We start from the raw sequence: 18,845 nt of genomic DNA, 5'->3' as shown, positions 1-18,845 counted from the left end.
GGCCAGTCCTCTTGCTGATGGTGAATCATTGATGGGGTGAACTTTGCCAGCTTACGGCCAGCATGGCTACTCCCGAAGGCCATCCGGGCCCGCCATTGGCGCGTCTGCCAACGATGTTCTGCGGGCCCGGCGGTAAAGCCAGGCCAGACCCAGCAAGGCCAGGCCGAGCCCCATGAAGGCGGCCACACGCCAAAGCCCCTGCAGGCCAGACATATCAATCAGGAAAATCTTGCCAATCACCAGACCCAGTAACGCCATGCCCGCCTTATACAGTACCGGGTGATGACGCCCGGTGGCGTACAGGATTGCGACGATGGCATACGCCATCCCCACCACGGAATAACTGTAAAGCTCACCTTCGGAGACACCGGAGGACAGGGCCATGTCACTGCCCTGCCAGAGCTGTCGGATTTCAAAGGCGGTGAACAGCAGAAAGCCCGCCGCCGCCACACACAGCGCCCAGAACCGAGGTGCCAGCTGCGGGAACCGCGACACGGCCAGCGCCAGCAGGACCGGCGCGCCATAAGCCAGTAACAACAGATTGAACACCGGCGTGGCGCTGATGGCCTCGGAGCCCCACCAGGGATTGTGCCAGGTCAGCAGCGTCAGATAGCTCATACCGGCCAGGCCCAACAACACCCACGAGAACAACCGGTACAGCCAGGCCAGGGACTCACTCACCCGCGCCCGCACGCCGTAACTCAGGCTCAGGGCACCCCACAGTAGTGTGTTCAGTGCCGCCTCGGTAAAGCTGTACTGCTGCGTGAAAATGTCGCCGTCATAGAGCCAGTAACGCAGTTCCGCACCCAGAAACAACACCAGCAGGTGCAGGGTCGCGGCTTCCAGCCAGGGGCGGATCGCGGTGTTGCGGGCAGCCAGCCAGGTTGCCACACCCGCACACAGTGTGGCGCCGCCATAGGTCCACAACGACCAGTGCGCCTCGGTGTCGTAGCCTGCCAACCACGGATTGAAAGTCAGGCGGGCGACCACCAGGGCAAGCGCCAGTTTCAGCAGCAGGTGCAACTGCGGCATCCGGTAGCGGCGCGCCAGCCAGGTGAGACTGACAAACTGAACCGATAACGCGAGCGTCAGTGAGGCCTCGCGGAATACCATCACCGCCGCCAATGAGTAGCAGATGTGTGCCGCGAGAATCGCCCAGACAACGCCGCTGCGGCCGTTGGCCCGCCGCTCCAGCCAACCGGCGATGACGCCATACAGGCCCGCCAGAATCAGGGTTGCCGTTGCCCAGGTCAGCGACAGTTCAGCACGCTGAATCAGTAGCCATCCCAGAACCAGCCAGACCACCGGCGCCAGCAGGGTGAACGACGCCCAGCGCTGACGCTCCGGCGCCCGCACCCAGTGCCAGAGCCCCAGGCCTGCTGTCAGCACCGCAGCGAGCATCAGGTAGGCCACGAAGTCCCGATGGAGCATGACCGGCATCGCCAACCGATAGGTGCCGTCAACATTGATCACCGTTGCCAGCATCAACCAACCCACGGCGCTAGCCAGCACCGCGCCCCAGGGCAGATACCACAGCGCGCCGCGGCTCTGGGGCACCAGTGCCGCTACCGGCAGAATCAGCAACCAGCTCAGCATCAACGGGTCGGACATGCCCTGGCCGCCAATCGACAAACCCCACAGCGCCAGAAGCACCAGCAGCACCTCTCGCAAGCGCGGCACTCCGCTGCGGATCCTGCCCGCCACCAGCGCAAATGTTGCAAACAGACCCGCCAGGTACCAGGGCATAAAAACCTCCGCTGGGGCCGCGGAACTGGCCACAAGCCACCACAGCACGGCACCGGTGACTGTGGCATACCAGAGCCAGTCGCGGAATACGTAGCGCATGAGCAACAACGAGCTGAGAGATATCAGAAAGCTGTAGGCCAGCACAAAAGCCACGTTGCCGCTGTCGCCGCCCACTAACAGCGGCACCAGATAGGCACCGCTCAGCCCCATGATGGCCAACACCGGCCCATGCAACAGCGCCAACACCATGGTGCCCAGGGAAACCGCGGCCAATCCCGTCAGCCCCACCGTGGGCCCGATCAGCCCGTAGTGGTGAACGCCAGCCAGCAAGGCCGCATAGAGCGTGATGCTGCCGCCGCCCGCCAGCGCCGCGAAGACATCATCGCTGCCCCGGTGCCGCCGCCGCAGCCATTCGGCGCCGCCGTGCAGGGCCAGGCCACTGATCAGCGCCAATAACAGTTGTTGCACCGGACCTATGTAGCCGGCACTGATCGAATGGCTGACCATGAAGATGCCCGCCAGCGCGACACTCAGGCCACCGAGCCAGACCATCCAGTGTTCCTTGAGGGCGCTGAAAAAGCGGTCAACATGCGGGGAGGGGTGACTCCCGGTAGCCACCGGCTCATCCGGTTCACCCGGCTCGTCCAGCTCAAGCGGCGGCAAAGGCGTTATCCGGGGCTCGTCCGGCACAGGGTCGCTGGCCGGCGGCACCGCGCCCTTGAATTGGTTCACCTGCGCCCGCAGTGACGCCACTTCCTGCGTCAGCGCCGCGACCTGTCTGGCCTGCTGATGGCGCTGTCGAAACGCCAGAAACCCCAGCACCGAACCAACCGGAACCAACAGCGCAAATCCAACCACAACAATGATCAGTAATGCTTCCAAGCCCTGCTCCCTGCGTCAGTGATTCTCGGGTGCGTTCCCCGTTCAGGTACCCGCCTTCCCGAACCGGGATAGTCTAACCGGTTCCGCCCGGTTCACCCAGACGTACCGGGCTCAACACGGGACCGTGGTCACACTCCGCCCGCGGCGCAAAAAGTTGCTAACAAAAACTGTGGATAACTGTGTTAGCAACGGCGGGAAAGGCTCGCTGAAACCCTTTGCCACGGGGGTTCTCATAATATGACCGTAAATTGACCGCACTCTCTTTTTATCGTGGCCCGACTTTCCCACAATGATTGACCTTGACGTTATACACAGCAACAATACTGTATATCCATACATGTTATTATAAACGGTCGGCGCCGCAGCGATGGCCCGTTTGCAGTAACCGGCAAGGAATGTTTCATCATGAGGTTTTCGGAGCAGCAACCGGGCTTCGCCACCATACGGCGGCGCTTTGACTTTCGCAGCATCGAGATCGGGCGCTGGGTGTCGGAGCCCGAGCGAGATCGCGCAGCAACACAGTTCCAGCAAGCGCTTGATGACCTGATGTCGGTACTGCGGGGGCCGGAACACCTGATTTCACTGAGGCAGACCCTGGGGCTGCAATACGGCATTGGCGGCAGGCCCGGCGTGGCAGCCCATTACATTCCGGCAACGCGGCAGCTGGCTCTTGCCAAGAACGCGGGGGCCGGCAGCCTGGCCCATGAATGGTTCCATGCCTTTGATCACTACATGGGCAGCCGTATGTTCAAGGGCTCCCAGGGGGCGCAGTTTGCGTCCAGCGCCTGGCTTGACCACGCCAAACCCGACGCCCATCCGCTGAATGCCCTGCTGGGCAACTGCTTTCAGGTGATTATCCTGAACCGCGAGGGCTCATTGCCCAGCGAGCTGTTTGAGCAGTCGAGCAAAACCGACCGGGAGCTGGGGGTTCTTTACTACGCCCGGCCAGAAGAGTTGTGTGCCCGCGCCTTCGAGGCCTTTGTTGAAGACAGCAACCCCGCCAGCCCGTTCCTGGTTCGTGGCAGCCGCCACTCCGACGAGGCCAGAGCGGGGTTGTATCCTCAAGGTGAGCACCGGGAACGCATCAACATCGCTTTCGAACACTACTTCAGCGCGCTGGGCCGCGCCCTTTACCGGGAACTCGACACGGCCTGAGCTCTAGAAGTTCGACAGCTCGTCCTGCAGGTCCTGCCTGAGCTCATCCGGCTCGGTGATCCACAGGGTTTTGTCCAGCCCCGGAAACACGCCGATGTCCAGGCCGTCTTTGGCCAGACCGGGAATCCACTTCTTGAGAAAATCCGGCAGCGACAGACTCTTTGGTGTGAGTTCGTCACCGCTCTTGGCGTACGCTGCGGCGAAATCAGCGCTGGGCCAGACCGGCAGGTATTCCACATCGCCATCGTCGGCAGCAATTTTCAGAAACCGGTTCTCGGCATTCACCAGAATCCAGATTTCCCGTTCCTCGCCAACCTGGCTGAGGAAATAGTCGTACCGCTCCTCACCATCAAGTTCGAGAATGGCAGTCAGCTCTTCATTGGTCATGGTTTGGCTCTCTGTTCCCGGCCTTCAGTGTTGGGCCAGGCAATCCGTCATGGTAAGGGCAACATCCCGGAAGACCGCCTCAGAGCGGATCGTTTCCGGAAAACTGTCGTAAATCGCGCGTCGGCACAGGGAATTGCGGGACTCGCTGCGCTCAACACACCCGGCATATGCCTGACTTCCCGCCGCTTCACCGGTGATGTCTTCGCAATGCTCGGGAATCCGTGACACAACCCAGTCCACCACTTCCCCACGCTCCACCGGATTCGCCGCCGGATTGGCGAAACGAGCGGGATCGCCGGCATCGGGCTTGTCACGGGTCAGATCCCAGGCAACATAAACGAGCGCAGCTGAAACCAGTATGACGGTCGCTTTGGGGAATTTCATTGAGGTGTTTCCGGTTGTTTAAGGCAAATGGCGTGCCCAGCATACGCCAAGAGCTTCACCCCCAGAAGACCCTGTTCCACCTCAGGCCATCAAAAATTCCAGGAAGTAGCTGTACAACCCGATACCGACAATCACGTTGAACGGAAAGGTCACACCCAGTGACGCCAGCATGGCCAACCCGATGTCCGCGTCGGGAATTCCGTGCCGGACGGCCACCGGTGCCGCGATATAGGAGGCACTGGCCGTCAGGGTACCCAGCACCACGATGGTTCCCGGTTCCAGACCAAGCCACACGCCAGTCAGCAGGCCGGGGATCGAGAGCAGCGGGGGCAGGCAGAGCGCGAAGGCAATCACCCGCCAGTGGCGCAGCTGGATCTTGCGCAAGGTGTCTGCCGCCACCAGCCCCATTTCCAGCAGGAACAGCGACAACACCAGCGAGAAGGCCCCGGTCAACGGCGCGGTGACACCATCTCCGTTATCCGGCCCATACAGAATGCCGATGATGACACCGCCCACCAGCAACACCACACTGCGATTGGTCAGAGTTTCCTGCCATAGGGGCGTGCCCGTCCCACTCATGCTGGCGCCGCCCTGCTGATAGCGCCGGTACAGCCACAGCCCGGTCAGAATAGCCGGCAATTCCAGCAGCACCAGGTAAAGGGTCACTTGTCCGCCGGTCGCCAGGCCTCTCGATTCCACCCAGGCCAATGCCACCGCGAACGTGCCGGCACTGACCGAGCCGTAGTGCGCACAGAAACTGGCGGCGTCAGCCACGTTCAGACGCACCAGATGGCGCAGCAATGGAAACAGGATCAGCGGAATCACGAAGCCCAGAGCGATAACCGCCAGCACCTGCGACAGCAGCCCCCAGTGCAGGTTGCCATGAAGCGCCATTCCGCCCTTGAGACCGATGGTCAGCATCAGCAGCAGACTGAGAATATCGTATACGGCCTTGGGAATGGTCAAATCCGAGCGCAGCGCGCCCGCCACCACACCGAGCAGAAAAAACATCACGATAATATCGGGCATTGCAGAAAAATCTCCGGCAAAAGAAAGGGCCCCGCAGGGCCCTCAGAGGAACAATGACATCACGCCGATCCCGCTCGCTGGACCGCGGGCCTGAAGATCACGTCGCTCAGGGGGTAGCCGGCGACGACTGATTTACGCTCTTCCGCTGGCGTAACCTCAAAGAGGTGGTACGCCTCAGGGCCAAACGGATCCAGCGCGGTATCCAGATACTGGTAGCTGTCTGGTACCGGATCGCCGGAGTACACCACCACGAACTGTCGTTCAACCGTCGGAATGGTGACATTCAGGGGCTGCTCGACCCACAGATAGACCCCTTTTTGCGCGACCAGGTATTCGCATCGCACGATCTTGCAGCCCTCTCGCAGATTAAGGGTAGTGGGCTCTTTGCCGCACTCGAGACGGAACTTGTGGATAGTTTTCATGGACGACTCTCCTGTGATGGAACACGGTTTCATCATCCACCAACAAAAGATCGAAAAGAACAAAGTTTTATCTGATTTATAGATCGGTTTTTTCGAGCTAATCCATCAGCTCCCGACGTTCCTTTAACAGCTCCGTGACGGCGTCATTATGACTGCCGCGGGCTCGGGTTACAGCGTAAAGGGTGTCTCTGACATCATCGATACTGGCCACGTGCACCACCTGATACTGCCGGCACACCTCATCGCGAATCGAGGTGGGGGCGGCGAAATACCCTAGCCCATGACGGCCGAACACCTTGATCAGCGCACTGTCGTCCACCTCCGCCACCACATTCACGCGAATGCCCTGGCTGGAAAACCAGTTCATCAACGCGTTGATGTAGGGAGCGTCGAGGGACGTCGCCAGAAACGGGCGGCCGTTCAGGCTATCCGGAAAATTGCCGGACAGGCTGTCTGCCAGCTCTGGCGCCGCGTACAGAGACATGGTGGAACTGGCGAGGCGGTAACTGCGGAACTGACTGGCCTCGCCGAAACCGGGCTGGCGATCGGTCAACACCACATCAAGCTCGCGTTGCCCCAGGCGCTTCAGCAATTCCGGCGTGTCGGCGGTGCGACAACTGAGTCGTACCTCACGGCGCAGAGACAGGGCGGGCTTCGTCAGATAGTAGGCGATGAGCTTGTGGATCGATGCGGCAATTCCCACCGACAGGCTTAACGGCCGATGTTCCGCCGGCTGGCGAAGCACATCGGTCAACGCCTGGGCGGTCTGAAACATGTCATCGGCGTAACCGAACACCGTATGCCCGAAATCCGTCAGCTGCAGCGCCCGATTGGCACGGCGAAACAGCGCGTTACCGAGGGCGGCTTCAAACGCAGCCAACTGACCGCTGAGGGTCTGGGGTGTCAGCGAAAGATGTTCAGCGGCCCTGACAATGGCGCCTTCGCGGGCAATGACCCAGAAATAGTAAAGATGGCGCAAATTCAGGTTATCGAGGTCAGACACCTCTCACCCCCTTCCAGGTTTAACGCGGGTCAGGCAACCAAGTGAGACCGGGTATTGGGCCAGCCACTCCCGGAGTTCACTGAGTGGCAGCGGCCCGCACAACCAGAACCCTTGCAGCCGGTCACAGCCCAGGTCCCGCAGCAAACGCGCCGTGGTCTCGCGCTCAACCCCTTCCGCCACAACGTGGTAGCTGAGACTGTGAGCCATATTGACGGCGGTTCTCACGATCACCCGGGAACTTTCACTGCTGTCCACGTCCTCAACCAGGGAGCGATCCAGTTTGAGCTCATTGGCCGGCAGCTGCCGCAGATAGGAGAGCGAGGAATAGCCGCTGCCAAAATCGTCGATGGAAATCTGAATGCCGGTTTCAGCCAGTTCCGCCAGCGCAACCAGGCCCCGTTCCGGATCTTCCATGGCGGCGGTTTCGGTCAGCTCCAGAGTCAGTCGTTCGGCGGCCAGATCGTGGCGCCGGAGTGCCGATGCAATCAGGCGCTTCAGCTCGCCGGAGCCCAGATCCCGTGCGGAAATGTTGATGGATACGGTCAGCCCCGGAAACCCGGCCGACAGGTCCGCCAGATCACGGATGCCCCTCTCTATCGCCCACCGGGTCAACTGGGTGATCACACCGGTTTCTTCTGCCAGCGGGATAAAATCCGCCGGGAACACCCAGCCCCGTTGCGGGTGATGCCAGCGGATCAACGCCTCAACACCGATCACCGCACCGGTTTCCAGGCACAGCTTGGGCTGGTAGTAGAGTTCGGTGCGATTTTCCTGCAACGCTTCCCTGAGATCCGACATCAGGGTCAGCCGGCTTTCACTGTAGATGTCGAGATCCGGTGAGTAGAACCCGGTCTCGAACGGACCATGGGGGGCGATCTCCATACCCACATGGGCATTACGGAGCAGCAGCGCCGCGGTGTCACCGTGCATCGGGTAGCTGGCCGCCCCGAATTTCGGGTGCAGTTCGATGGCGAGGTTGTCCAGAGAGATAGGCTCTGCCAGACGTCGCAATGCGCTGTTCAGTTCTGCAAAGTCGTCGGTCACCTTGTTGGCGTCGACCAACACGCCGAAACTGTCGCCGGACAGCTGATACACCAGCTCCGATCGCTCCTGCCGCTGCGGCCGATGCAATATCGGCAGTTCGTTGGCAAGCCGGGTCATCTCCCCCGCCAGGCGCCGTAGCAGCCGGTCGCTGCGGCTGAGCCCCAGGGTACGATTGATCTCGTCCAGGCGGGTGATACGGGCTACACCAATCATGTAGTGGCCACTGGGGTCGCGCTTCAGTTGCTCGTTGACCATACGCTCGAAACGATTCCGGTTGGGCAGTCCGGTAACGCAATCGTGTGTCATGGCTTCCGCCAACCGGTTCTGCGCTTCGCTGCGCGCCTTCTCCTTCCGCAGACTGTCTGCCTGGGCGAGGATCTTTTCCTCACGCTCCCGATACAAACGATCCGCCAGCGCCAGGGTGAGGATAAACGCCTCCAGCCCGGAGCCGATCTGCATGGCATGCTCGGTCATGAAATTTTCCGGAAAGAACCCCAGAGATCGGCCGGCGGTGGCCAGAACACCGATGGTGAGCGGGGTCCAGGCAATGGTGAAGAATGCCCCGGCCCGGACCCCGGCGGCCCAGGTGATGGGGCCGGCCACGAACAGCAACGAGAAGAATACCAGTGCAGAGAGCGCCGACAGCATGATCGCCGAGTTATAACCCAGTGTCAGCGCGGCCATGAAATTGATCACCTCAAACACGATCATCGCCCGAATGGCGATGTCCAGTTTCGGGCTGTGGGTGGGAATTTTCAGTAACTCCCGGCAGAACAGCACCGAAAACAGCGCCAGTATCGGCATCGACACCAGCAGCGCCCGGGCATGGAGTGACGGCGCGTCCGGGTACAGCAGCTGGAAGCTGTAGCCCTTGATGGATGCAAAAAAGAGCAGATAACCGGCGATGGCCAGCGCATAGTACAGATAGAGTTTTTCCCGCAGCGTGAGAAACACCGCAAGATTGATCAGGATAATGACCGTGAGGCTGCCGTAGTAGAAGAAGTTCAGCTTCTGCTCATTGGAGGCAGCGCTGAAAAAATCGTTCGCCCGCCAGAGATTCAGAGGAAGAATCATTGAGCCGTCGGTCCGCGCCCGGACATACACCGTGCGCGCTCCGCCAGCCGTCAGGTCCAGTCGCAGCAGCATATTAGGATGGTCAATCTGGCGCGGGTAAAACGGCCGGGTGTCACCGGTTCGAAATTCCTCCACGACTTCGCCACCGGAAACCACGTGGAAAACCACATCATCCAGTTGGGAGTAGGCCAGCTCCGCCACCAGGTTCAGCGGCTCCGCTGTCCGGTTTTCCAGGGTGAATCGCAACCAGTAAGCCGACGAAGTAATGCCATAGGTGGCACTGCCGGAGGGAACAGACACCCACTGATCGTCTGCAAGCCGGGTGACCCGAGCAATGTCCGCCCGCCCCTGCGGGTCCTCCCACACTTCGAAATGAGCCGGGATGGATGAAGCCGCGGTGATGGTAATCGGCTGCGCGGCCGCCATCGCTAACGACCCGACACCCCAGAGAAGCACTGCAACCAACCATTGCAAAACGCGGATCAGAACGACCACATGCATACCCCAACGTTGGTCATTGGGCTTTCCTCTTGCTCTTATCATTGTGATGTATCACCCATCGTAGCGCCGAACAGCCTTCAGTTCGACCTGTTTTACATCACAACATGCGCCTGTTCGCACCGGCCATATCGCGAAGCGATTAACCGAAATACTCCTCAATCCAGGCGAAAAGCGTGCCGGCATCCATGTCGGACAGAGGCATCTGTTTGAAGTCGTTGCCGACTTCGTTATCAATGGTGACAAACTGGTAGAGCAGGTTGCCTGGTTGCCTGTCATGCAGGATCAGCGTTATCCGCCGGCGGGTGCGCAGGCAGTCGATAGTCATGACATCAGCGGGGATCCCGGAGTCACGCATACCGCGACGCACTTCGATCACCGGATTGATATGCTGGTGCGTGGCCTGAACTCGGGCGTGGGCATCGCTGGCCATATCAGACAGGGTTTTCAGGGGATCTTCAGACATTAACTCGGGTTCTCCTCTGCGTTTCAGCTTTCCATCAGCCTGGCTCTCACGCGCGGCAACTGGGCGGGATACTGTTCCTGAATGAAGGTTACCAGCCCTTCCCGTACTGCACATCTCAAATCCCAGTTCCGACTGGAATCCGCAGCGCTCATCAGAAACCTCACCTGCATGGCCTGATCGTTGGAATCGGTGACCTGCACCGTTGCCAGTTTGCCATCCCACAAGTTCGACTGCTCCAGCAAGCGTTTGAACTCTTGCCGCAGCGGTTCCACCGGCATGGTGTAGTCTACCCAGATAAACACGGCACCCAGCAGATCCGCGGTATTGCGGGACCAGTTCTGAAACGGATTTTCGATAAACCATTGCAACGGCACGACGAGGCGGCGGAGGTCCCACACCCGCAACACGACATAGGTGGCGGTGACCTCCTCCACCCAGCACCACTCTCCCTGCACGTGCAGTACGTCGTCGATGCGGAACGGCTGGGTAAGCGCAATCTGCATGCCGGCCAGCAGGTTGCTGAGCACCGGCCGCGCCGCGAATCCCAGAATAAGACCGCCCACCCCCGCCGACGCCAGCAGGCTGGCGCCCATGTGCTGGACTGACTCGAAGGTCATCAGCGCGGCACCAAAACCGATAATCACGATGAGAATGTTCAGCGCCCGGACCAGAAAGCGGGTCTGGGTTTCGACCTTGCGCGCCCGTTTCCATTGCCCCTCAAGCACCGGATTGAGCGCCACAATCACCTCACCGATGGCCGACGTCAGCCGCACCGCCGCCCAGGTAATGGCGAGAATAAGCAACAGCGTGGTCACCTGCTGGATCGCCCCAATCAGGGGCAGGTCGTCCGACGCCGCTTTCAGGGTGCCTGCCAGCGCCAGCAGGCAGAATACCAGGCCGAGCGCCCCGGCCGACGCATCGAGAAACAGCCGCGGCACCGCTCTGGACTCCGAGAAATGACGAACCAGCGCCAGCGTCAGCCGATAGATCACATAGGTGGCCACCACGGCAAAAACCGCCGAAACACCCGGCATCCACCACGCCTTGAAGCCGGCTTCAAATGCTTCCAGCATCCGCCCTCCGTGAGCCTGTTCAGGTAAAAAACGCCGGGCGACACCGGATATCCGGCGAGCCGCCCGCTCTCTGGAAGACTAGACCAGCCCCTGTTCCCGTGCCATCGCCATGGCCGCTTTCGGCCCGGTCCACAGCGAGGGCAGGATAATCAGCGACACGGGTATCGCCGTCAGCACGATGAACTGCTGCAACACGCCAATCTGACCGGCACCCATGTACAACAGAATCGCCGCCATCAACGCCATAGCACCGCCCCAGAACACGCGAATCCACGGGTTTGGTTCGTCATGGCCGGCGCCGACCATGGCAATGGAGTAGCTCATGGAGTCGCCGGTAGTGGCCACAAAGATGGTGGTCAGCAACAGGATGGCTGCCGCCATCCAGGTGCCGCCCGGCAGCGCCTGGGCCACCGTGAGTGTTGCCACATCAAAGCGGAAATTGTTCAATGCCTCGGTCAGATCAAAGGTACCTGCCAACTGGTGGTAAATGCCGGAGCCACCCAGCAGGGTGAACCAGATAGTGGTGGCAATGGGGGCCAGTACCGCGACCGCGAGGATCATTTCCCGAACCGTCCGGCCACGGGAGATCCGCGCCACAAAGACTGCCATTAACGGCGTGTAGCCAATGAACCAGGCAAAGAAAAACACGGTCCACCACTTCATCCACCAGCCGGGTGCGGTCTCAGCCGTCAGGGTGGCCATCGCGAAGAAGGAAGTGACGTATTCGCCCATGGACTGGGTGTAGGTGTTAACCAGAAACAGAGTGGGTCCAAAAACGAAAATGATGGCGGCAATGACCAGTGCCAACAGGACGTTGAAGCGACTGAGCAGCTGAATGCCTTTGTGAAGCCCGGTCATGGCAGAGGTCATATAAACACCAGCCAGGATAACCAGCACCGTGAGTTGGGTGCCGAACCCGTCCGTAATACCGAACAGTTCGTGCAGACCAAAACTCATCTGGGTGGCGAGAAACCCGATGGGGCCAACCGTGCCGGCAACGACCGCAATCACGCAGAAGGCATCGATCACACCGCCAATGCGACCCTGAATCACCTTCTCGCCGAACACCGGGTACAAGAGGGTTCTCGGTTGCAGGGGTTTGCCCTGGCCGTAATGCGCCCGGGTCAGAACCAGAGCAGTCAGGGAGCCCAAGACCGCCCAGGCGAGAAAACCCCAATGGGTAAAGGACTGCGCCATGGCAGGCGCCACTGCCGCCGGGGTTGCAGCTTCGGTGTCGAAGGCCGGTGGAGTCACCACGAAATGATAAACCGGCTCACCGGCAGCGAAGAACACACCACCGCCCGCCAAAAGGGTACACATGATCATCGACAACCAGCGGAAACGGCCGATTTCCGGCCGGTCCAGTCCACCGATTCTTGCCGCACCCGCCCGACTGAGCGCGGTACCGATGGCGATAAAAAATGTCAGCAATAACAGCACCTGGAAAAAAGAGCCAAGGTACGCGGCGGTCCAGGTGAAGCCCCGCCCAATCAGATCCGCAACGTAGGTACTGTCGAGCACCGAGGCCGCAACAAACAGCAGAATAAAGCCAACAGTCAGCACCAGAACAACGGGATCACTGTCGGCGAGCGCCCCGGATCGTGCCCGCGAAAGGGGTTGGGATTTAACGGTCATAGAGTCTGCCTCTCGATGAAAAAGCCGCGCAGGCTACAGGAAATCTGGCGATCCTGCACGTTCATAGAAAACACTACGTGGTGTTCATCGATGCGGACGTCTACCGATATTCGAAAGGCACCTGACGCAGGATACGTTCGACCGAACCATCTTCCCGCATGCTGTTGATTGCTTCATTGATGGGCGCGATGAGCCCGGACGGGGAGAAGCCACGCGAACGCGCGGCTCCGCTCTGACATGAATTGGAGGGTTACTGCTGCACCTGCTCGAAGTAACCGGCAAGACGCTCTTTGTTCGTCACCGCAGCAGCGCTCAGCTTCTCCACAGCGGCTTTGGCGCTGTCGTAGTTCACCGCTTCACCCACCTGAATCACACCGGCCATGTTCAGAACTGCATGGGGTGTGCAGTTGAAGACATAAACGCCCTCCTCGTTAAGGGTCACAGTGATCTCTTCATTGATCGCTCCCTGCCATCCTTCCGCGCCTTCCGGCACTGCGACGGATGCAGAGTTATGGGCCTGGTCGGCCAATACAAACTTCACCGTATCGCCCGGCTCAGCTTTCAGAAACCCGGGTTCGAAAACCATGGCGCCATCCGCACCGGAATTCTTCATCTCGATCACATGTTCGGCCGCGAGAGCCGCACCGGAGGCCAGGGTGAGCGCAACAGCAGCCAGGATGTGCTTGAACGTAAATCCCATAATGACTTCACCTCATTGGTTGTTGACTAACAATCCCCCAGGTTTACGCCGCCCCGTGAGGCAGGGATTAATCCGAGCGTTAAGGGTATGTGCCTATGGGAATGGAGGAACGACCAACCTAGTGACCGGCTCTCCCGGGGGACTGGCCCAGCCTCACCTGCTGGAGAATGTCAGCGTATTCGAGAATGCGCTCAAAGGGTGCAGCGGAGGGATTTTCAGCCAACATAGCAACTTCGTTGACCATCGCTGACGCAACCGTCTCCGCACTGATCGCGCGATACCTTTTCAGAGGTCCGATCAGGCCATAATTAGCCAGCGGCATTACCGCCATCCCCAGGGATTCCGCCGTGCGCCGCTCGTCCCGATCGCCCAGCAACAGGCTCGGATGATAAACCGCCAGGTACGCAAACCGCAGCGCCCGAACGGCGTCCTCGAGCTCCCCCTTAACCCGGCTGTAGAAGACCGACGAGGTGGCCGACGCGCCAACAGCGGACATCAGGATAAATGCTCGGGCGCCTGCCATCTTCGCCAGTCTGGCCGCCGCCAGGGCGTAGTCATGATCCACCTTACGGAACGCATCGCGGGAGCCGGCCTTGTGGATCGTCGTGCCAAGACAGCAGACCACTGCGTCCACGTGAAAGATCGCCGCATGGGCCTCCAGCGCATCGAAATCGACCACATGCTGAGACAGCTTCGAGTGCTCAAGGGCAAGCGGTCGGCGCACCGGTGCCACCACAGACGTCACGGCCGGCGTGGCCAGCAAGCCCTCAAGAACCAGACCACCGGTCAATCCAGAGGCTCCCAGAATCATCACGTTCATTACACTCTCCATGCCTGATGTCAGGGCGTAAAGCATATCCAATCAGCCAGCATCATCGCCACCTGACCTGGCCCAGGAAATTGGCATTTCTTCGGCTGACCTGAAAACCAGAGCCAATGGCAGCCCCGGAATGCTGTGTTCTCCTTGTTCAAAAGAGGAGCCATCGCCATGCTGATCCGTACCCTACTGCTGATAGTTACCCTGTTATGCAGCGCCACGCCCCTGTCTGCCCAGAACTGGAGCGATTACCCTGACACACTCGCGCCATTCAGCTACTCCGAGCAGAATCTGGCCGAGCATTGGCAGACGCTGACCTATGGGCTTCGGGGCCCACTGCCCACGGCAGACAGCCTGAGAGAGGATGCCGAGCGCTGGCCGGAGATGTACGGCTACACCCAGGCACACCTGCAGTCTATCGCCAATACCCACCCAGAACTGGCTCATCTCTCCGAAGGCAACCTGGACGAGCATTTCGACGCTTATGCCGCGGAACTGCGCAATGCCTGGAGCCTGCTGTTCAACGGCCGCTTTCAGGAAGCGCGGGATCTGGGGCTGGCGCTCGGACCCGCCGGCTATTTCCCCGGGCTGTACGCCCAGGCGCTCTACGCCACGCTGATCGAAACCGATCCGGACAAGCGACATAGCCTGCTGGAAGAGGTGATCCACCTCACTCGGGACATCATGCCCATGGCCCCGGATCACCCGATGATCCGCTTTGGCAATGCCTATGGCAAAGCGCGGATTCTCGAAGACCTCTCCGCGACCGAGGCGCTTGGCACCGGGTATACCTCGGAAATACAGGACACCCTGGAAACACTGCTGGATGAAGACGCCAACAACGTCTACGCCATCACCCTGCTGGCCGGTGTTCAGGCCGGCATCATCGAGAAAGCCGGCGGCTTTGTCGCGCGGCTGACATACGGCGCCAAGCAATCGTCCGTGGTGGAGCTGTTCGAGCAAGCCCGGAAAATCTCACCGAAGTACCCCGGGGTCTACTACGAATACGCCCGGGCCCACCTGAAAATGAACGGTGACGACGGCAAAAAGGCGGCGCTGCCGCTGCTGGAGAAAGTCGACAGTATGCAACCGGTCAGTGCTGAAGAAGCCCTGTTGATCCGCGCAGCAACCCGATTGCGTGGCATTTTACTTTGAATCCGTTGCCAACCGGCGGCCCGCGCGCAAGGTGCGGGAAAGGATTAACGGAAATTCAGGTTCTAAGGTTCGACAACCGACAGGAAGTTGACTACTTTTTAACCGACACCATCTTGGCAACGGAGGCTAGGATCATGAACCCCGTCATTCCTCTCATTCTTGCAGTTCCCTTACTTGCAGTTTCTGGCAACGCCCTCGCTGGGAGCGACAGCGGCCTGTACCTGGGCGCATCCATCGGCGAGGCGCAGCTCGACTTCGACGATGACCGTCCAGGCGCCAATGACATCGATGTCGACATCGATTTCGACGACGAAGATACCGCCTACAAGGTTTTCGCGGGCTACAATCTCGGGTTGATCCCGTTGGTCGACCTTGCCGTTGAGGGCGCCTACGTGGATTTTGGCAAGTTCCGAGGCGATATCGGCCCGCTCAGCGACGCCGATTTTGAAGTGGACGGATGGACCGCCGCCGCCCTGGCTGGCGTAAAGCTCGGCCCCGTCGGTATATTCGGCAGAGCCGGCTTCATCAGTTGGGACGGTGACCTGGACGACATTGGTGACGAAGACGGCACTGATCCGTTATATGGTGTCGGTGCGCGGATCACCCTGTTCTCGTTCCAGGTTCGCGCCGAATATGAGCGCTACGAACTCGACAACTTTGATATCGATTACTACTCCGTAGGGGCCGCTTACACCTTCTGATCGTTCTCTCCGGGCAGTGCTTCAACCACTGGCGGTCCCGGCAATTCCTGCTCAACCTTTCTCAATGCGACGTCGATGCCAATGTCGTCGGGCGTCTAACCGGAAAAGATGTCTGCAAACTGGCGACCATAGCGCTCAATCCACTCCCGCGCTGCCGTCTGGCTGTCCAGTTCACGTCCGTCCTTACAGAGCGCCTGACGGAAGTGCTCGATCTGGCAAACCTGCTCCACCATTTTGCTCTTAAAAGACTCCGACTCATCGCTGAAGCGGATCGCCACCCGATATCTGTCGGCGATTCGCCGGCACCTCACTACCTCGCCCGAGATTCTGTAATCCTGTTGCAGCGAGGGGATGCCCAACTCCACCGGCTCATCCCGCCGGAGTTTGTTGCGCAGGCTGCAGGCCAGACCGCCCTGGCTGATATCACACAGGCTGGCTTCATCGCCGCGAGCGCTTTTCGCTGAGAAAACGAGAATCGGGAAGTCTGTGGGATGACGTATGAAGCGTCGCACATGTCTTCTCCCTGAGGTTGATGGTTTCCATGAAGCAAACCCGGCTCTTATTACTCAGTATAGGCCGGCTTGCCAATGAAATCCGGGCGGATCTTGATGTCCCGCACCTCTGGTGCCAAGCTTCCTGCTGATTTCCCGGTTCCTAACCCACGCAACCCACAAGAAGGCTGTTACCATGAATGTCGTCAGAACCCCGGATGCACGATTCGATCGACTGCTGGATTATCCCTTCGAGCCGCACTATGCGGAACTGGGAGACCTGCGGATGCATTACGTGGATGAGGGACCCGGCGATGCCAGCCCGATTCTGATGATGCACGGCGAGCCTACCTGGTCCTACCTCTATCGTCACATGATTCCCGTGTGTGCCGCCGCCGGCCACCGGGTCGTTGCGCCTGACCTGATCGGCTTCGGCAAGTCCGACAAACCCACGTCCATCGACGACTACAGCTATCAACAGCATATGGACTGGATGCAGGCGTTTATCGATCAACTGGATCTGAACAACATCACACTGGTCTGCCAGGACTGGGGTTCCCTGCTGGGACTGCGACTTGCCGCGGAAAACCCCGACCGCTTCCGCGCCATCGTGGTCGGAAACGGCATGCTGCCAACGGGCGACCAGAAAGCGCCACTGGCGTTCAAGATCTGGAAGAACTTTGCCCTGCACAGCCCCTGGTTTCCCATTGGCCGCATCATCGACGCCGGTTCTTTCCGCAAGCTGGGCCCGGATGAGCTACGCGCCTACGATGCTCCTTTCCCGGGCAGGAAATACAAAGCAGGCACCCGGGCATTTCCACGCCTGGTCCCCATGCGACCGGACGACCCCGCCAGCGAAGCCAACCGGGGGGCCTGGCGGGTGCTGGAACAATGGCACAAGCCGTTCCTGACCACCTTCAGCAATGGCGACCCGATCACCCGGGGTGGTGATGCCTACATGCAGAAACGCATCCCGGGGGCTCAGGACCAGCCCCACGTTACGCTCAAAGGCGGACACTTCCTGCAGGAAGACTCGCCGGTGCCATTTGCTCAGGCAATCAACAACCTGCTGGCAACCCTGGGGTAAGTTCGAACGCCTCGCCCAGCGTCCGGATGCACGCGAGGGGCTGGTCAATCAGGGGCACGTGGCCGCTTTTCTCCAGGGTCACCATGCGGGCGCCGGGGATCAGATCCGCCATAACTGCCTGACCGGGCCAGGGGTACATTTCCGAGCGGCGGCCGGCCATCACCGTGGTCGGCACCATCAGTTCCGGCAGGAACCCCCGAAAATCGTACCCCTGTTCCGCATAGGCCCGCATGTGCTGGTACAGAGTGTACCAGTTGTCCACCGGCACCAGCTGCCGGGCAATCCCGGGCACTCGCATCAACCGGCCCGCCGCCCACTTCATCCAGCGGCGGCTGAGGGCAACTTCCATGAACTCGGCCAGATCCTCCTGGAACTGGTGGCGCAGGGCCATAGGCAATTGGGCAAAGGGTGTTTCGGGATCAATACGCGCCAGTTGCTCCAGCAGCGGCCACCACGACTGGATCCGGTGTGGGCCGTGCTCGCCAAAAATCCCCCAGGGCCAGCCCGGACCGTGAGCAATGCACGGCGACTGGTCAATGTTGACGTAATGACGCACTGCGCGGGAACCGAAGAGCTCCATGTAGCGCAACGACGTGCTTGCTCCCATGGAAATACCGCCAAGGCCCACCGGCTCGCCCACGCTGTATTCGCGGATGACTGCGTCAAGGTCGCGGGCATGGCTGGTCAGAACACAGGCTTCACTGCAGGCCAGCCGCGACGAACCGCCGAAACCCCGCAAATCCGGGAGTACAAACCGGAAGCGATGCGCCAGCGGCAACACAATGGGCAGCCAGTGACGGCTGTCCATGCCGAAACCGTGCACCAGAATAACAACCGGGCCGCGCCCGATCTCCCTGACCTTTAGCCTGGCGCCGTCGTGTGCCGTTACTCGTGCCATAGTCTTTTGACCCAGTCTGAATGAGGGCCCTATTGTCCACACGCTGGCCGTCCCGACTATGGGCTGTAGGGCCAGAAACCGGGGCAATTGATCACTGCACATGCCTCAGACTGCGGTTAGGGCTTTTCAGAGCGCTGAAACATGGCGGCTTTCTGTGGTTTGGTCCAGACTGTGTTAGGAAAGTGAGTATCCGTTTCG

At 60.1% G+C, this 18,845-nt stretch carries 18 protein-coding genes; 4 read left to right on the top strand and 14 right to left on the bottom strand.

What is annotated here, in order from left to right; translation table 11 throughout:
• Positions 1 to 66: 66 nt before the first annotated feature.
• Positions 67 to 2,628 (bottom strand): DUF2339 domain-containing protein, encoded by a 2,562-nt coding sequence (locus tag R0125_RS03130; protein ID WP_317237107.1) that lies wholly within the window; start codon positions 2,626 to 2,628, stop codon positions 67 to 69.
• A 405-nt stretch (positions 2,629 to 3,033) separates the two neighbouring features.
• Between R0125_RS03130 and R0125_RS03125 the strand changes: the two genes are divergently transcribed.
• Entirely contained in the window at positions 3,034 to 3,783 is a 750-nt protein-coding gene (locus R0125_RS03125; protein ID WP_248182070.1) for a CLCA_X family protein, read from the top strand.
• Positions 3,784 to 3,786: 3 nt separating this feature from the next.
• Here R0125_RS03125 and R0125_RS03120 read toward each other — a convergent pair whose 3' ends face one another.
• The 11 genes from R0125_RS03120 to R0125_RS03070 all read right to left on the bottom strand — a co-directional run bounded on the left by R0125_RS03120 (position 3,787) and on the right by R0125_RS03070 (position 14,318).
• On the bottom strand, positions 3,787 to 4,170 hold the full coding sequence (locus tag R0125_RS03120; RefSeq protein ID WP_248182071.1) for a DUF2750 domain-containing protein: 384 nt from the start codon (positions 4,168 to 4,170) through the stop codon (positions 3,787 to 3,789).
• A gap of 24 nt (positions 4,171 to 4,194) precedes the next feature.
• Positions 4,195 to 4,554 (bottom strand): hypothetical protein, encoded by a 360-nt coding sequence (locus R0125_RS03115; RefSeq protein ID WP_248182072.1) that lies wholly within the window; start codon positions 4,552 to 4,554, stop codon positions 4,195 to 4,197.
• Positions 4,555 to 4,635: 81 nt separating this feature from the next.
• The gene (locus R0125_RS03110; protein ID WP_248182073.1) at positions 4,636 to 5,583 is read right to left on the bottom strand and encodes a sodium-dependent bicarbonate transport family permease; all 948 of its coding nucleotides are present in this window, start codon (positions 5,581 to 5,583) and stop codon (positions 4,636 to 4,638) included.
• 59 nt (positions 5,584 to 5,642) lie between these two features.
• Complete coding sequence (locus R0125_RS03105) at positions 5,643 to 6,005, bottom strand: hypothetical protein (protein ID WP_248182074.1); 363 nt, start codon at positions 6,003 to 6,005, stop codon at positions 5,643 to 5,645.
• Positions 6,006 to 6,102: 97 nt separating this feature from the next.
• On the bottom strand, positions 6,103 to 7,008 hold the full coding sequence (locus R0125_RS03100) for a LysR family transcriptional regulator (RefSeq protein ID WP_317237105.1): 906 nt from the start codon (positions 7,006 to 7,008) through the stop codon (positions 6,103 to 6,105).
• A gap of 3 nt (positions 7,009 to 7,011) precedes the next feature.
• The gene (locus R0125_RS03095; RefSeq protein ID WP_317237104.1) at positions 7,012 to 9,552 is read right to left on the bottom strand and encodes an EAL domain-containing protein; all 2,541 of its coding nucleotides are present in this window, start codon (positions 9,550 to 9,552) and stop codon (positions 7,012 to 7,014) included.
• Between the two features lie 214 nt (positions 9,553 to 9,766).
• Positions 9,767 to 10,090: a hypothetical protein gene (locus R0125_RS03090; RefSeq protein WP_317237103.1), complete on the bottom strand. Its 324-nt coding sequence runs from the start codon at positions 10,088 to 10,090 to the stop codon at positions 9,767 to 9,769.
• Between the two features lie 23 nt (positions 10,091 to 10,113).
• Positions 10,114 to 11,163, bottom strand: coding sequence for a mechanosensitive ion channel family protein (locus R0125_RS03085; protein WP_317237102.1), 1,050 nt, complete (start codon positions 11,161 to 11,163; stop codon positions 10,114 to 10,116).
• 78 nt (positions 11,164 to 11,241) lie between these two features.
• On the bottom strand, positions 11,242 to 12,798 hold the full coding sequence (locus R0125_RS03080) for a BCCT family transporter (protein ID WP_248182079.1): 1,557 nt from the start codon (positions 12,796 to 12,798) through the stop codon (positions 11,242 to 11,244).
• 250 nt (positions 12,799 to 13,048) lie between these two features.
• Positions 13,049 to 13,498, bottom strand: coding sequence for a pseudoazurin (locus R0125_RS03075; RefSeq protein WP_317237101.1), 450 nt, complete (start codon positions 13,496 to 13,498; stop codon positions 13,049 to 13,051).
• Between the two features lie 118 nt (positions 13,499 to 13,616).
• Positions 13,617 to 14,318, bottom strand: coding sequence for an NAD(P)H-binding protein (locus tag R0125_RS03070; RefSeq protein ID WP_248182082.1), 702 nt, complete (start codon positions 14,316 to 14,318; stop codon positions 13,617 to 13,619).
• A 168-nt stretch (positions 14,319 to 14,486) separates the two neighbouring features.
• Here R0125_RS03070 and R0125_RS03065 point away from each other — a divergent pair, with 168 nt between their 5' ends.
• Both R0125_RS03065 and R0125_RS03060 read left to right on the top strand, forming a co-directional pair.
• Positions 14,487 to 15,470 (top strand): hypothetical protein, encoded by a 984-nt coding sequence (locus tag R0125_RS03065; RefSeq protein ID WP_317237100.1) that lies wholly within the window; start codon positions 14,487 to 14,489, stop codon positions 15,468 to 15,470.
• A gap of 134 nt (positions 15,471 to 15,604) precedes the next feature.
• On the top strand, positions 15,605 to 16,171 hold the full coding sequence (locus R0125_RS03060; protein ID WP_317237099.1) for an outer membrane beta-barrel protein: 567 nt from the start codon (positions 15,605 to 15,607) through the stop codon (positions 16,169 to 16,171).
• A 95-nt stretch (positions 16,172 to 16,266) separates the two neighbouring features.
• On the opposite strand, the gene R0125_RS03055 is transcribed toward R0125_RS03060, so the two are convergent.
• Complete coding sequence (locus tag R0125_RS03055; RefSeq protein WP_317237098.1) at positions 16,267 to 16,683, bottom strand: PilZ domain-containing protein; 417 nt, start codon at positions 16,681 to 16,683, stop codon at positions 16,267 to 16,269.
• 175 nt (positions 16,684 to 16,858) lie between these two features.
• On the opposite strand from R0125_RS03055, the gene R0125_RS03050 reads away from it, so the two are divergent.
• Positions 16,859 to 17,749, top strand: coding sequence for a haloalkane dehalogenase (locus R0125_RS03050; RefSeq protein ID WP_317237097.1), 891 nt, complete (start codon positions 16,859 to 16,861; stop codon positions 17,747 to 17,749).
• On the opposite strand, the gene R0125_RS03045 is transcribed toward R0125_RS03050, so the two are convergent.
• Positions 17,721 to 18,647, bottom strand: coding sequence for an alpha/beta hydrolase (locus R0125_RS03045; protein WP_317237096.1), 927 nt, complete (start codon positions 18,645 to 18,647; stop codon positions 17,721 to 17,723). The two genes, R0125_RS03050 and R0125_RS03045, sit on opposite strands and share 29 nt — an antisense overlap.
• Positions 18,648 to 18,845 lie beyond the last annotated feature (198 nt).

Source organism: Marinobacter sp. M-5 (genome assembly GCF_032911545.1).
GTDB classification, from domain to species: domain Bacteria; phylum Pseudomonadota; class Gammaproteobacteria; order Pseudomonadales; family Oleiphilaceae; genus Marinobacter; species Marinobacter goseongensis.
The sequence above is the reverse complement of the archived record's forward strand: the minus strand, read 5'-3'. Positions and strand labels throughout refer to the sequence as shown.